General features: G+C 61.9%; 13 protein-coding genes and 2 pseudogenes. 5 read left to right on the forward strand and 10 right to left on the reverse strand.

The genetic code is table 11. The features are described from left to right. Window positions 1-278 precede the first annotated feature (278 nt). Together ASD99_RS25085 and ASD99_RS25090 are read left to right on the forward strand one after the other, a co-directional pair. Window positions 279-776, forward strand: a complete 498-nt coding sequence (locus tag ASD99_RS25085) for a sulfocyanin-like copper-binding protein (RefSeq protein ID WP_057145252.1) — start codon at window positions 279-281, stop codon at window positions 774-776. A 153-nt stretch (window positions 777-929) separates the two neighbouring features. Further along, complete coding sequence (locus tag ASD99_RS25090; protein ID WP_057145262.1) at window positions 930-1913, forward strand: zinc-dependent alcohol dehydrogenase family protein; 984 nt, start codon at window positions 930-932, stop codon at window positions 1911-1913. A gap of 17 nt (window positions 1914-1930) precedes the next feature. On the opposite strand, the pseudogene ASD99_RS25095 reads toward ASD99_RS25090, so the two are convergent. From ASD99_RS25095 to ASD99_RS25115, 5 genes and pseudogenes are all read right to left on the reverse strand, one after another. Next, window positions 1931-2522, reverse strand: a pseudogene (locus ASD99_RS25095) (NAD(P)H-dependent oxidoreductase). 32 nt (window positions 2523-2554) lie between these two features. Continuing rightward, window positions 2555-2941, reverse strand: coding sequence for a hypothetical protein (locus ASD99_RS25100; RefSeq protein ID WP_057145253.1), 387 nt, complete (start codon window positions 2939-2941; stop codon window positions 2555-2557). A gap of 84 nt (window positions 2942-3025) precedes the next feature. After that, window positions 3026-4279 (reverse strand): MgtC/SapB family protein, encoded by a 1254-nt coding sequence (locus tag ASD99_RS25105; protein ID WP_057145254.1) that lies wholly within the window; start codon window positions 4277-4279, stop codon window positions 3026-3028. Window positions 4280-4292: 13 nt separating this feature from the next. Beyond that, window positions 4293-4742 carry a thioredoxin TrxC gene (gene trxC / locus ASD99_RS25110; protein ID WP_057145255.1) on the reverse strand — a complete coding sequence of 150 codons (450 nt, stop codon included), beginning with the start codon at window positions 4740-4742 and terminating at the stop codon, window positions 4293-4295. A gap of 386 nt (window positions 4743-5128) precedes the next feature. Further along, window positions 5129-6790: pseudogene (locus ASD99_RS25115) on the reverse strand (heavy metal translocating P-type ATPase); the annotation flags it as partial. Here ASD99_RS25115 and ASD99_RS25120 point away from each other — a divergent pair. After that, window positions 6767-9448, forward strand: a complete 2682-nt coding sequence (locus tag ASD99_RS25120; RefSeq protein ID WP_057145256.1) for a bifunctional acetate--CoA ligase family protein/GNAT family N-acetyltransferase — start codon at window positions 6767-6769, stop codon at window positions 9446-9448. The pseudogene ASD99_RS25115 and the gene ASD99_RS25120 sit on opposite strands and share 24 nt — an antisense overlap. Window positions 9449-9471: 23 nt before the next feature. Here the strand turns inward: ASD99_RS25120 and ASD99_RS25125 are convergent, their stop codons facing one another. Next, window positions 9472-11025 (reverse strand): AAA family ATPase, encoded by a 1554-nt coding sequence (locus ASD99_RS25125; RefSeq protein WP_057145257.1) that lies wholly within the window; start codon window positions 11023-11025, stop codon window positions 9472-9474. A 51-nt stretch (window positions 11026-11076) separates the two neighbouring features. Continuing rightward, window positions 11077-11475 (reverse strand): c-type cytochrome, encoded by a 399-nt coding sequence (locus ASD99_RS25130; RefSeq protein WP_056592305.1) that lies wholly within the window; start codon window positions 11473-11475, stop codon window positions 11077-11079. Between the two features lie 175 nt (window positions 11476-11650). Between ASD99_RS25130 and ASD99_RS25135 the strand changes: the two genes are divergently transcribed. After that, complete coding sequence (locus ASD99_RS25135) at window positions 11651-12484, forward strand: universal stress protein (protein WP_057145258.1); 834 nt, start codon at window positions 11651-11653, stop codon at window positions 12482-12484. A 76-nt stretch (window positions 12485-12560) separates the two neighbouring features. On the opposite strand, the gene ASD99_RS25140 is transcribed toward ASD99_RS25135, so the two are convergent. Genes ASD99_RS25140 through ASD99_RS25150 form a run of 3 tightly spaced genes read right to left on the reverse strand, consistent with a single transcriptional unit; the run spans window position 12561 to window position 14179 of the window. Beyond that, on the reverse strand, window positions 12561-13007 hold the full coding sequence (locus ASD99_RS25140; protein WP_056592310.1) for a pyridoxamine 5'-phosphate oxidase family protein: 447 nt from the start codon (window positions 13005-13007) through the stop codon (window positions 12561-12563). Between the two features lie 11 nt (window positions 13008-13018). After that, window positions 13019-13741, reverse strand: a complete 723-nt coding sequence (locus tag ASD99_RS25145; protein ID WP_057145259.1) for a phosphoribosyltransferase — start codon at window positions 13739-13741, stop codon at window positions 13019-13021. A 3-nt stretch (window positions 13742-13744) separates the two neighbouring features. Continuing rightward, window positions 13745-14179 carry a DUF2267 domain-containing protein gene (locus ASD99_RS25150; RefSeq protein WP_057145260.1) on the reverse strand — a complete coding sequence of 145 codons (435 nt, stop codon included), beginning with the start codon at window positions 14177-14179 and terminating at the stop codon, window positions 13745-13747. Here ASD99_RS25150 and ASD99_RS25155 point away from each other — a divergent pair. Further along, window positions 14178-14372: a hypothetical protein gene (locus ASD99_RS25155; protein ID WP_057145261.1), complete on the forward strand. Its 195-nt coding sequence runs from the start codon at window positions 14178-14180 to the stop codon at window positions 14370-14372. The two genes, ASD99_RS25150 and ASD99_RS25155, sit on opposite strands and share 2 nt — an antisense overlap. Window positions 14373-14474: the final 102 nt, after the last annotated feature.

Raw genomic sequence — 14474 nt, forward strand, 5'->3', positions numbered from 1 at the left:
CGGCGAGAACGAGAGTGCGATACATGATGGCTCCATTCGGAAGGTTGCGCGAGGATGTCGCGCCTGTGGGTGGGATTTCGATCGGTCCTGTCCGACGGCCTGTGACCGTCATTGGTGCGGCATAACCAATCCAACCTGACAAATGGCTGACAACTGCATCCGCGCCGCAGATGGGCTCGAGCCGGACAGTTTGATTTGGCGCAAGGACGGACGGTGCCTCCGCGAGCAGGATGACAGGCGGGACGTAGACTTCGGCTGCCGTCCAAAAGGAGATTGCCATGAAAACCATATCGAGAAGAGCAGCGCTCGGGCTTGCTGCCGCAATGCTGATGGCCGGCGGTGCCGGCGCCGTTCAGGCTGCTTCGCTTGTGCAGGTCTCGCTATGGGACAAAGGCGCGAGTGCGGAGATGGCAATGGGGCTCGCCTATGCGACACCGGGACTCGATATCGCCAAGGCGACCATGGGCATCAGGGCTTTGCCTGGCGCGGTTAAGGCCGGGGACGTCACATTCAATGTGAAAAATGACTCCAAGGACACTGTTCACGAAATGATCGTGATGTACCTTGCCGATCCCGGCAAGCCGCTTCCTTACCTTGAAGCCGAGAACCGTGTCGACGAAGACAAGGCTGGCGACAAGGGCGAAGTTTCGGAGCTTGATCCCGGAAAATCAGGCACATTGACCGTCGAGTTGAAGGCTGGAAAATACCTGCTTATCTGCAACGTGCCAGGTCATTATGGAGCCGGCATGTGGGCCGAATTCACCGTCGAGCCATAGATCCTGAACCAAGCAGCCGCTTGGCCGGAACCTGCGACTGCCGCAGTCTTCGAAAGCCTGCCGGGATCGCCGGCCTTGTCGGTTTGGTCGCGCCACGGCGGAATAGGCTGGGCAGTCACGGCATCGTTTTTCCGGTGCAACATGGAGCACGTCATGAGAGCGATGGTGCTCGATAACATCGGCGTGCCATTGAAGCTGGTCGACAGGCCTGATCCCATAGCTGGACCCGGTGAGATCAGGTTGAAGGTCGAGGCATGCGCTGTCTGTCGGACCGATCTGCATGTCATTGATGGCGATCTGCGTCATCCAAAACTACCGCTCATTCCGGGTCACGAAATCGTCGGCATCATCGATTCCGTCGGCAAAGGCGTGGCGCGTTCCAGGATCGGGCGCAGGGTTGGCGTGCCCTGGCTTGGCCACACTTGCGGACATTGTACTTACTGTGCCGCAGAGAATGAAAATCTCTGCGATCAGCCAGATTTCACGGGCTATACACGCGATGGCGGCTTCGCCAGCCATGTCATTGCCGACACCCAATTCGCCTTCGATCTGGACCTTGACGCCGACCCCGTATCGCAGGCGCCGCTGCTTTGCGCTGGCCTGATCGGCTGGCGATGCCTGAAGAAAGCCGGTGACGGCAAGCGGCTCGGGATCTACGGCTTCGGCGCCGCTGCACATATCGTTGCCCAGATCGCAATTTGGCAGGGTCGTGACATCTTCGCTTTCACCCGGCCCGGCGACAGTGAAGCGCAGGAATTCGCTCGCTCGCTCGGCGCGACGTGGGCGGGCGGTTCGGATGAACTTCCGCCCAAGCAGCTCGATGCCACGATTATCTTCGCTCCTGTGGGTGACCTAGTGCCGATCGCGCTTCGTGCCGTTCACAAGGGCGGTCGAGTGGTTTGCGGCGGCATTTACATGAGTGGCATTCCGGCAATGGCCTACGAATTGCTCTGGGAAGAGCGTGAACTGGTATCGGTCGCAAACTTGACGCGCCGCGACGCGGAAGAGTTCTTTCCCATTGCCAAGCGCGCGCATGTGCGCACGCATACAAAGGTCTATCCGCTGGAACAGGCCAATCAGGCGTTGGACGATCTGAGGCAAGGCAGATTGAGCGGCGCCGCTGTCCTGGTGCCGTGATCGGCATTCGACGACCGTTATCTGGCTCGTTCACCCAGTCCGCGCATATGCCGGACCCACTTCGCACGGGTCGCATCGCTGGCGCCAGCGACCATGCCGAACAGGGTTTCGCGCACCGGACTGATTCCTACAAAATGCAGAATGCTTCGCCGCATGCCGGCGATGCCGTGTCCGAGGAACCATAGGCGGTAAAGAACTGAGGGCATGCCCATCGTCACCACGACGCGCGCAGAGCGACCGCGAAGCAGTGTCTTGGTGAAACCGCCGCCCTTGTCCGGGTAGGCAAAGGCTGTCCCTGGCCGCATCACCTGTTCCAGGAATGCCTTGAGCAGAGCTGGCATGGTTCCGAGCCATAGGGGGGAAGACAAAGACGATGTGCCCCGCCCAGACGATCGCCTCGGCTGCATTCTTCAGCTCATCGGGAACCGCACCATGTTCGAACTCCTGCATTGTCCGCAGCATCGGATAATCAAGTGCCGCCAGATCGACCCGGCGGACGGCGTGTCCCGCCTTTTCCGCGCCCTCGCCATAGGCGTCGGCAAGACCGCGGCAGAGCCGGTCCGGGGACGGGTCGGGATGGCTGACCACAATCAGGATGCGTCGCGACATGGTCTACTCCCAGGGAGGCTCGCGTTGCCGCGTCAGGGCCGCTCGACCCTTGCCACCTGGTAGGTGTGCATGGCGCCGTTGCGCTCGATCGACACATATTCACCGGTCACGAACCGTTCATCACCGAGATGAAAGCCGATTTCGTCGTCACGGTCGCCTTCGGCGTAGTCGAAATACCATTGTCCGCCGGGTTTGCGTCTCAGCCGGCCGATCAGGTCTTCCTCGCCGGTGCGAAAGCGGCGAACACGGCAAGAGGCCCTGTGCGACTTCCACTCTTCCGCATCGATCCGGCCTTCGCCGGTCAATGGAGCGAGCACGTCGTAGCCCTCTTCGCGATCGCCTTCCGGATGGCCTTTTTCGCGGGCGAGCAGCAATCGGACATGGCGGAATTTTGGGGTGAGGTCCTTCGAATTGGTCATGGCGAACTCCTTTTAAGGAGTTCCATAGAGCCGTAGCTGGGCTTGCCCCTTGATCCGCATCAAAGTGGCTCAAGAACCGCGCTTTTATCCCGGACTAAGCAACAACATGGCGCCGTAGCCGGCGGTCGCAGCGGCCAGGGTTGCGCCGGCCAGCGGCAACCAGAACCTGACCGGACCCGCAAATACCGCCAGTAACAGGCGGCCGATCGCGTTTGCCGCCAGCGCCGCCAGCACCGCCTGACCGATAGTCTCGACAGGGACCGAATGCTTGACCAGCCGCAAGGCACTGAGCACCGAGACGTCGACATCGAACGTGCCTGCCAGCGCCGAACTCGCCAACAGACCGCGCCCGCCGAATTGAGCGGCCAGCCCGGCACTCGCGGTCGCGACGATCGCAAAGAGCAAGGCGAAGAGCAGCAACGGACCCAGTTCGAATGGATTGCGTGCGATAGCGCTGCCTTCACCGTCCCCGCTGTCACGAGTCAGCAGCAGCGTTCCGCAGACAGCGAAGGCGAGCGCCGCGGCAATCGCCGGGATGCCGATTGAAACCAACACGCTTGGCTCGATGATCAGAACCACGGCGCAGACGCGGAGCACCGAAACCATGGCAGCCAGCGCTGCCGCCCCGGCGAGCGCCAGCCGATTGGCTGCAGATGTGGCGTTGCGGGCAAGCGCCAAGGTCACCGCTGTGGAAGAGACGATCGCACCCACGAGCGAACTGACCAGCAGACCACCCGTATTTCCCAGAATGCGAACAGCCACATAGCCGGCGAACGAAATCGAGGCCATCAGCACCGTCAGGAACCAGACTTCCCACGGATTGAAACCGCCCCACGGGTCCATCGTCCGGTTTGGCAGCAGGGGCAAGACGATCGCCGTCATCACCGCCAGGATCAGCGCTGAACGCAGTTCCACCCAGGTCAGTCGCTTCAAGAGACCATGCAGGACCTCTCGGCTGGCCAGGATTGCTGCCAATGCCGCCCCACCGGCAGCAGCCGCCCGATAATCGCCGGCGACGGAAAGCGACCCAAGCGCGAAAACGCCGAGACCAGCGATCACGCTCGTGACACTGAAATCCTCGTCATGGACCGCCTCGCGTGCCTTGTACCAGGCGAAGATTGCCGCAAAGGCGATGAATCCGCCGACCAGCACGGATACTGCGCCGAGCGCGTTGGCCAGGGCCGCGAGAACGCCGCCGAGCAGGCCGGATATACCGAATGTCCTAATTCCGGCCGTGCGGCTGCGATCGGGTGCATCCCGCTCTTGCCAGCCACGCTCCAAGCCGACGAGCAGGCCAATTGCCAAGGCCAGTCCGAGCCGGGCGATGAGCGGATCCATGGCGCGGCGACTTTCAGGCGGTGACCGTCGGCAGGCGGTCGCGAACCCACCTGACGATCTGGCCTGCCGTCATTGCACCGGATGTACGCGCGATTTCGTGCCCGCCATCGAAGAGGATCATGGTCGGGATGCCACGAATGTCGAGCCTTGCCGCGACGGCCTGCTCATTGTCCGAATTGAGCTTGATCAGACGAACATGCGGCTCCAGCTCGTTGGCGGCGGCCTCATACGCCGGCGCCATCATCTTGCAGGGACCGCACCAAGGTGCCCAGATGTCGACGACAACGGGGATACTGCTGCGCGCGATCTGATGATCGAAAATCGCGGCATCGACGTCTTCGGGATGGCCCGAAAACAGCCTGATCCCGCACTTTCCGCATCTAGCCTCCCTGGCATCGCGGGCGGGCGGCAGGCGGTTGACCCCACCACATTTGCTGCAAACCACCAGTTTCTGCTGTGCCATGACCCTTCACCGATTTTGCTGTGGTCCAGTATGCGCGCCCGAGACGTCCATCGCCAAGAGTGCGCAGAGCGTTGAGGATGACCGCCACGTCGATCCCTTCCTGAAGCAGCGCTCCGGCAACCGGGGTGATCTGCCCCATGGCAGCCGCGATCATTGCCAGCCCCGACAGCGCCAGCCCGGCGATGATGCTTTGCAAGGCGATCGATCGCGTTCGCCGTGCAATCCGAACTGCATCGGCGACGGGCTGCAGCCTGTCGGTCAGCACGATGACGTCCGCCGCCTCGGAGGAGGCGGTCGCACCACGTGCGCCCATGGCGACCCCCACCATCGTTGATGCCGTCGCCGACCATCATCGTCGGCGCCGAGGCTTTCTCGGCCGCGACCGTCGCGACTTTTTCGGCAGGGGTCGCATCGGCGACAATGGCGTCGAGGTCGAGCAACGCGGAGATGCGCTCGGCTGCCACGCCGTCGTCGCCTGTGAGCATTATCATGCGCGCAATGCCGGCCGAGCGCAGCTTGCCGAGTGCGTCATGCGCATCAACACGCAGGGCGTCCCCGAAGGTGAAAACACCGGCGAGCCGTCCGCCGAGCGCCACAAAGACCCTAAGCACCGGTTCGTCCTGATATTTTTCTTCACCGCTTTTCGCCCAGCCGGGCAACGGCTTGTCGGCGAGCACGAGAGCCCGCGATCCCGCCGCGATCGACATGTTTTCGACCCGGCCTTTCAAGCCCGCGCCGCGACACTCGCGGACATCATGCGGATGCGAAAGCATCAGCTGCCTGCCGCGCGCCGCCCGGATGATCGAGTCGGCGAGCACATGGTGCGAGGCCTGTTCCAGGGACGCCAACATCTGCAGCAATTGGTTCGTTTCACGGCGGGGTGCGGCTTCGATTTCGATGAGCTCGGCGCCGCCGATGGTCAAGGTTCCAGTCTTGTCGAAGATCACGGTTCGAACTTGCGCAAGGGCCTCCAGAGCCGCGCTGCCTTTCATCAAGATGCCGGCACGCGCGGCGCGGGACACGCCGCCAATGAAGGCAACCGGTGCTGCAAGGATGAGCGGGCAAGGTGTCGCGACCACCAGCACGGCGAGTGCCCGGATTGGATCGCCGGAGATGTACCAGGCGGCACCGGAAACCAGCAAAGTGGCTGGCAGCAGGAACAGGGCGAAACGGTCGGCCATGCGGATAAACGGGGATTTCGCGGTCTGCGCTGCAGCGACCATGCGTATGATCGCCGCATAGGTGCTCTGTTCTGCCAGGGCCGAAGCCCGCATGCTGAAGGACTCACCGGCGTTGAGTGTGCCACTGCGCAACACATCCCCTGCGCTCCGCCGTTCCGGCAGTGGTTCTCCAGTCACCGCGGACTCGTCGAGAGAGGCCGAAGCATCGAGCAGGATGCCGTCGACGGGAAGCAGTTCGCCGGCACGCACCAGGAGGTTGTCGCCGACGGCCACTTCTTCGACCGGGATCCGTTCTGTTCCATGCGTCGACTTGCGGTGTGCGACACGCGGTGACCGGTCGGTCAATGCCTTTAGGTTGCGTTCCGCGCGGCCGCGGGCGAAATCCTCAAGCACCGTGCCGCCGGCATACATGATCGCGACCACCACTGCCGCCAGGGCTTGACCGAGCAGCAGCGCTGCGGACATCGACACCAAGGCAATCGCATCGACACCGAAGCGACCTATCCAGAAATCACGCAGAATGGAGATGGCGAGAGCCGTCACCACGGGCAAGGTCGCCACCGTCCAGATCGTGTCGGCTTCAAGGGGAGCGAGCCCGGTTCGCCAGGCTCCGATTCCAACGGCGAGACCCAGGATGGCAATCACCAGCAATGCGCGCCGCAGGGTGGACTCGTTCATGCGATGCTTTCCGATTTCATCGATGCTCGCCAATTCTCGCAAGGGCTGACGGGCGCGTCTAACTCGTGCAACAGCTAATCGCGAGAACCGGAGAACGCTTTGATCCAACGCAACGAACGGGCAAGATCGACGGGTGATTATCGCCATGATTCGGAGACATAGGATGTGACGATCCGCAATCTCGACCATGCGTTTTCCCCAAAGTCGGTTGCCGTGTTTGGAGCATCGCTGCGTGACGGCTCGGTCGGCCGTGTCGTCTTCGACAACATCGTCAGCGGCGGCTTCGAGGGAGAGATCTGGCCGGTCAACCCGAAATACTCCGAGGTCGCCGGTCGGCAATGCTATGCCAAGGCGGCCGACCTTCCGGGTGTTCCAGACCTTGGTGTCATCGTCACGCCGCCAGACACAGTTCCCGCCATCGTGCGGGACCTTGCTGAAAGAGGCACGCGGGCGGCGGTCGTCATCACCGCCGGGCTGACGCGCGAGAACGGCCTGCGTCAGGCGATGCTCGACGCTGCCAAGCCTACTCTTTTTCGCATCATCGGGCCGAACACGGTCGGGCTGATGATCCCGCCATTACGGCTCAATGCCGGATTTGCGCATATGGCCGCCAGACCCGGCAACATCGCACTGCTGTCGCAATCCGGCGCCATCGCCACATCGCTGATAGACTGGGCGGCGGACAACCATGTCGGTTTCTCGCAGATCGTCTCTCTGGGCGACATGGCGGATGTCGACGTGGGAGATTGTCTCGACATGCTGGCGGGCGACATGCACACGCGCGCCATCGTGATGTATCTCGAAACCATTCCCAATCCGCGCAAGTTCATCTCGGCCGCTCGTGCGGCGGCACGCGTCAAGCCGGTGATCGCGATCAAGTCGGGCCGGCACGAGCAATCGGCCAAAGCGGCCGCGACCCATACCGGCGCGCTATCGGGCGCCGATCGTGTCGTCGATGCGGCATTGCTGCGCGCTGGCATCCTGCGCGTCAAAGGCCTGACCGAGTTGTTCGATGCGGTTGAAACGACCGCCCGTTTCGTTCCGCTGGAACGAGCCCGCGTCGGTATCGTCACCAACGGCGGCGGCGCCGGGGTGCTTGCCGTCGATCAACTGATGGACTGCAACGGGGAATTGGTCGAGCTCTCGCCGGAAACGATCGCCCGACTGGATGCCGTCCTGCCGAGCACCTGGTCCCGGGCCAATCCGGTCGACATTATCGGCGATGCCCCGCCGGAGCGCTACCGGGCCGCGATCGAGGCTGTCGCGGCCGACGCCGGCACCGACGTCGTGCTGGTCATGAATTGCCCGACCGGGCTCGGCTCGTCGCTTGCCGCGGCAAGCGCGGTGGCGACGCTCGCACAGGACGGCAAGATTGACGGCAAACCTGTCCTGACCTGCTGGCTTGGCGAGCGCACGGCGCGCGAGGGGCGACGTGTTCTTCAGGATGCTGGTATTGCCAGTTTTGAAACGCCGGCTGACGCGGCAACAGCCGTCTCCTACCTCAGCGAATGGTCGCGTGCTCAGCGGGCATTGATGCGCACGCCGTCGAGCCGCAGCGAAGACGCTAAAAGCGGCCGAGAAGCCGTGCTTGCCATATTCAGGCAGGTCGCGAAGGAGGGGCGGCGAATGCTGACCGAGCCTGAAGCCAAGGCAGCAATTTTCGCCTACGGCATCACGGTGCCTGAGACGGTCGTCGCCAGATCTCCTGCCGAAGCGGAAGCGGTTGCCGGCCGCCTCCTCAAGACGTCTGAGCAGGTCGTCGTCAAGCTGTTGTCCAAGGCGATCTCGCACAAGTCGGACATTGGCGGGGTTGTGCTCAACATTGCCGATGCCGCGGCCGCAGGGGAGGCCGCACGCGCAATCGAGGCGCGTGTGCGCAAACGCGCACCGCAAGCCGATATTGAAGGCTATGCCGTTCAGCCGATGGTGTTGCGAAAACAGGCGCAGGAACTCATCCTCGGCATGAGCCAGGATCCGATCTTCGGGCCGGCCATCCTGTTTGGAGCTGGCGGCGTGGCGGTCGAGATGATGGATGACACAGCGATTGCCTTGCCACCGCTCGATGACGTTCTTGCCGGTGACCTGATCGGGCAAACGCGGATCGGCCGCCTGCTTGCCGGGTTCCGCGATCGGAAACCGGCCGATCGGCAGTCAATCATTGCAGCCCTAAACGGCCTGTCGCAGATGACCGTCGACTTTCCGTGCCTCGTTGCGATGGACATCAATCCGCTGCTGGCCGACGCCGAGGGTGTGATTGCGCTCGACGCCCGCATCGAGATCGAGCCGGAACGCGTGGAAGAGGCGGGGCCGAACCCCGCACTTGCCATCAGGCCTTATCCGTCGGGTTGGGAGAAGGCGTTTTTGGGAGGCGGCATGCACTATCACATCCGGCCCATCAAGCCGGCCGACATCGCGCTCTATCCCGAATTCCTTGCCAGGATTTCGCCTGACGATCTGCGCCTGCGTTTTCTGTCGCCGCGCAAAAGCTTCTCCGACCAGATGCTGAAGAGGCTCACCCAGCTCGACTATGACCGCAACATGGCCTTCGTCGCTCTCGAGGCAAGCACTGGCGCTTTGGCGGGCATCAGCCGGCTTTCCTGCGATCCGGACCGCTCCGTTGCCGAATACGCCTTGCTGGTGCGCACGGACCTGCAGGGTCATGGTCTGGGCTGGGCATTGCTCAGGCAGCTCGTTGACTATGCAAAGGCCGATGGGATTGGTCGGATCGAAGGCCTGGTGCTCAGTGAGAACGCGAGGATGCTGGCCATGTGCCGCGAATTCGGTTTCTCGACAAGGCGTCATCCAAGTGAACCCGGCCTTGTCGAGGCAACTCTCGAACTCCGTTGAGGCCGATCACCCTGCGGCACCAGTCAGGAGACTGTGTGCAGGGCCTTGGAAGTATCGCCCTCGGAAAACCCACTCAATTCCGCAACAGTGTCGGCGAGCTTTCGATCGGCGTTGATCTTTTGCCAGCTAGACTGGGTGGCATTTCGCTGCAATTGCCGCGAGAGGATGTCTATCGTCGCGTCTGAAGGACCGCCCTTACGTTCACTGACCCGCTGCCAAAGGACAAGCGGGTCCGCTTCCAACCAAAATCCGGAGAATCTGATAGCCCGGCTGCGCGCCGCTTTCTCGATCCGCTCACGATCGGCCGGCCTGTCGAAAACGGCATCAGCTACGACCGAGCCGCCCTCGGAAAGGATCAGGCCAGCGCGCCATGCCATTTCGCTGTAGACGCGGGTGGAGACCTCCGGTCGATAGGCTCTGTCCGGCAGCCTGGTCTCAGCGGGCACTCCATGCATGGCCTTGCGGATACGGTCGCTTTCGACAATGCGGGCGCCGGGCGGCGCACCGATATGGGCGGCTAGCGCCTCTGCAACGGTCGTCTTGCCGGAGCCACTGAGGCCACCGATGGCAACGAGCCGCGGCGAGGTTTCCTGGAGAAATGCTCGAGCAAGGTCGAAATAGGATCTGGCCTCGGCAGTCAGTTTGTCGGAATCGGCGCCGCCTTCCTCGACCTGCGTTGCGATCACATGGGCGCGCACGGCAGCCCGCACCGCCATGAAAAAGGGCAGCAGGATGAATCCGTCCTCGTCGTCGGCTTCGTCGAGATAGCGGTTCATCACAAGATTGGCGAGTTGTGGAAAGCCGCGATGCCAAAGGTCCATTAGCAAGAAGGCGAGGTCGTACAGGACGTCGATGCTGGCGATCTGGTCGTTGAATTCGATGCAGTCGAAGAGGCGGGGCTCGCCGTCGAAAAGGCAGATGTTACGCAGATGCAGATCGCCATGGCACCGGCGGATCTTGCTCGCGGCCTCCCGGCGATCGAGCAATTCGGAATGCCGGTAGAGGGCGGTGCGGAAGGCTTCGGCAAAGGTCGTGACCTCTGCTTTTGTGAAAACATGACTCGTGGCAAAGCCGGCCTCGTTGATGTCGAGCACACCCGCCATGTTGGACGACCCGCTGCCATTGTGGACCGTCGGTGCGGCATGGTGGTAGCCGACGATCATGCGCGCAACCGCGGTCATCAGCGCCGGCGTCAATTCTCCCGCGGCTGCCATACGATCGAGAAGCTTCGACTGGTCGAAGCGGATCATCTCGATCGCCGCATCGACCATTTGGCCGGTGCCATCGAAAGCCAACTCGCCGTCGGCATCGCGCGTGATTCGGCGCACGCCCAAATAGAGGCCGGGTGCGGTCTTCGAATTGAGTTCCACCTCTTTCTCGCAAGCGGCAAGCCTGAGAGCAGGCGCCGAGAAATCGACATAGGGCAGCTTGACCGCGCGTTTCATCTTGTAGGCGCGCTGGCCGACCAGAAAGATAAGCGAGATATGGGTTTCGATCACTTCGACAGGCCCGGTCACGCCATAGGAGGAAGGGTCACGCAGAAACGCGGCGGCGGCTTGTTGGTCGTCAACGATCATTTTCCGTCATCCTCGATGCTTGCTCTTGCCGAGACTTTCCGCCATCTGCTTTCATTGCTGCAGCGTCTCGACATAACCGGCCAGATCATGGATCCGTTCCTGGGTGACGATCTCTCCGGCGTTCGGGCCGAATTTCCTGGCGTCATCGGGGAGGAATTGCCGGCCCCAAACTGGCATGTCGCGATCGCCATGCTCCGGCACCATGGTGCGGCCATCGATCATGGCGAAAACGCGCCAGTAGGGGAAGGCGCCGCCATTGTCTTTCGAAAGACGGGTGAGGTCGGCCGGCCGCTTCACCAATTCGTCGCCGAGCGGTCCATCACCCTTGCCTTCGGGACCGTGGCAGACGGCGCAAGAGTTCATGTATTCCGCCTTGCCGTTGCCGAGTTCCTGGGCGCCGGCCGCATTGAAGGCCACACCTGCCAAGGCCGCCGCGATCAGGAACTTCATCTGCGTTTCCCCGATTGATTGGCGCAACCCTACAACTTTGGTTGGCCAGCACGTTGATGCGGATCAAACACCCGCCGCACCCAAGGTGTTTGATTCAGCGCAACGAACGCACCAGCCCCTCTCGCTTACGCTTCAGCAACGATTGAACCTTCACACGAAATGAGGAGTTGTTGCCGTGACTTTCAAGACACTGCTTACGGTTACCGGACCGAACCAGGGCGAGGGCGATCTGAAGCTCGCCGCCGGCCTGTGCGAACAGGTCGGCGCCCATCTCTCCGTGCTCGTTCTCGAGCTGGCCGCACCCCCCTCGGGCGCGTACGCGGCTGTCGTCTCACCAGCCTGGCTCGAGGAGCGTCAGGTCGAGGTCAAGAGGCTCAAGAAGCGAATTTCGGCAGTCGGCGCCTTTCTCTCCCAGAGCGCGGTATCGGCTGATCTGAGCGACGACTACCCCGATACGGCCTGGGCGGACGAAGTCATCGGAAGGCGCGCCCGCTATGCCGATCTGACCATTCTTGGCCCAGATCTGCTCACAAGCCCGACGCTGAGGGATAAAGTCATCCAGGGCGCGCTGTTCTCATCGGGAAAGCCTATCCTGCTCCTTCCCGAAGGCGCTCGGCCAACGTTGAAGCCGAGACGCATCCTGGTTGCTTGGGACGCGCGCCTTGAGTCATCGCGCGCCGTTCGTGAGTCGCTCGACATGCTGAAAAGCGCCGAAGAGGTTCACCTCGTTATGGTCGACCCGATCGATGACGAGTTCCATCACGGTGCGGAACCCGGAGCAGATGCCGCTGCCTATCTCGCTCGGCACGGCGTGAAGGTTACGGTCGAACGACTGCCCAGCGCGAACCATTCGGTTGCCGACGTGCTTCGCCAGCATGCCGGCGACGTTGCGGCCGAGCTGATGGTCATGGGCGCCTACGGTCATTCCCGGTTGCGCGAGCGGATTTTCGGTGGGGTAACCAAGTCAATGCTTGAGGGTCAATTGCTGCCGGTCTTGATGGCGCGATAGCAATTCAACGGGTGGAAAATGGGCGGGTGCAGATTGCGCTGGCCCTTTTCGTTTCTCGCAAGACTTGATGGGGCGACTACTCGCTCGCTTCTCGCCCGGACACCTGTTCAATCATGATCCGAAAGAAAACGTGCGGTGCACTGTCGGCTGTGGGAGGAACGACGGGCTTGAGCGCGCCAGGTTCCCACCAGTCGGTATGTTTGCTCAACACTGACCAAGCATGATCGCGTTCGAGCTTGTGGCCAATTCGGTCCGGCAGTTCTTCGTAGCGGCCGTCGGCAACGACGCTTCTCCATCCTCGCCCCTGGCCATGTTCGTCAACCTGGACGGACACCAGCGGATTGGCCCGCATCCATTCGATCTTTTTTCCCGGCATTGAAAACGCGTAAAGATGAGCGTCCGAATGGGCGTAGTAGACGGGCACGACGTAGGGCTGCCCATCCTTTGCGCATGCCAGGTGGCCCACGCGATTGGCCGTCAGGATTTTCGTGCATTCCAGGGCAGAAAGCGCGCGGACCAGCATGACGTGATCTCCTATTTCTCTCGGTTATTCCGTGGCATTGATTTCGTGGCGGCTTTCGAGCCGGGGCCGGCTGCGTGTTGTTGCCCACCCGTTTGCGACCGAACAGCCTTGCCCATCGCAGTGACGATATCGCTGTCCGAGAGCTGAGGAAACCGCAAGTAGTGGAAGCTCAGGGCACGGAACTGTCCTGGCTGACTAAGGCAAACCACTCGATCCGCTTCCCGTGCCAGTTCAGCGACCGTCTCTTGCGGTGAAACAGGAACTGCCACGATGATTTCCCTCGGTGACCGGCGCTTGAGGGCGCGGATCGCGATTTTCATGGTCGTACCGGTCGCGGCACCGTCATCGACGATGATCGCTGTCTTTCCCGCGATCGAGATCGGTTTGGTCTTACCTCGATAGGCAACGCGCCGGCGTTCGAGTTCTGGGCGCTCATTTGCAATCAAGACACGTAGCTCGTCTTCGTCGAGCGCATAGGCCTCGACGATCTCCCGGTTCAACACGACCTCCCCAGGGTCGCCATCGACGATTGCGGCAACAGCCAGTTCAGGATTGCCCGGGGCGCCGACCTTGCGGACGATAAGCAGGTCAAGAGGAGCATTGAGAGCATTGGCTACTTCCACCGCGACAAGCACGCCGCCGCGCGGCAGTGCCAGCACAACAGGCTGATGCAATTGAAGCCTACTCAACTCCAGGCCAAGCTTCACGCCAGCATCTTCCCGGTCTCGAAACATGGGTCAATCCACCGGCCACAATTTTCTAAGCGACTTCTTCATCGAGTTTCTGAGCTGCACGATCTCGCCATGCGAAATGTGACGCTCGAGAAGCTTGAACACGGCGTTGATCGCGACATCGAAATCGATCTCCTCATCGTAGCCGAAACTGTTTCTGACGCTGATAACAAAGTCGCGCTTCGGGCGCTCATGCGCAGGCTCCGATGGGGTCCAGCCTTCGAAGTACATGCCACGAATCAAAACTGGGAGTTGGGCCGAGAGATCGGCCATTTCCGCTTGCGACAGCCAGTCCCGCACTGTGTGCAGAACGGATCTCAGGAGGCGGCACGCACTCGGTTCGCTCCAGCAGAGGTCTTTGGCGAGCTCCTTGACCCACTGTTGCGCCTGCTGGCCAGCGTGCGTGAAGTCAGCAAAGGACGTGTGGGAAATATGACCCATGGCGATGCTCCTCGAAGATTTGAACTCCATTCTCAAGCATGGAAAGGCTTTGAGCATTGAGCAGGATCAAAACGTTCAAAAGTGCGTAGCCCCGATTGTGCTTTCAGCGCCGCTCGATCGGCTCGAGGAGCCGCACACCGGCTGGCAAAGGGACGAAGACTGTTTTGGCAGGCCGCGGCTTTCAGCCGCCTGACTTGGGCACCAGCAGGGGAATGATCCGGTCGCTCTTGGCGACGGATGGCCGACCGGCGGAGCCATAGGGAATGCCGAGTGCATCCCAGGTCTCGACCAGCGC

It is taken from the genome of Mesorhizobium sp. Root695, from assembly GCF_001428185.1.
Taxonomy (GTDB): Bacteria; Pseudomonadota; Alphaproteobacteria; order Rhizobiales; family Rhizobiaceae; genus Mesorhizobium.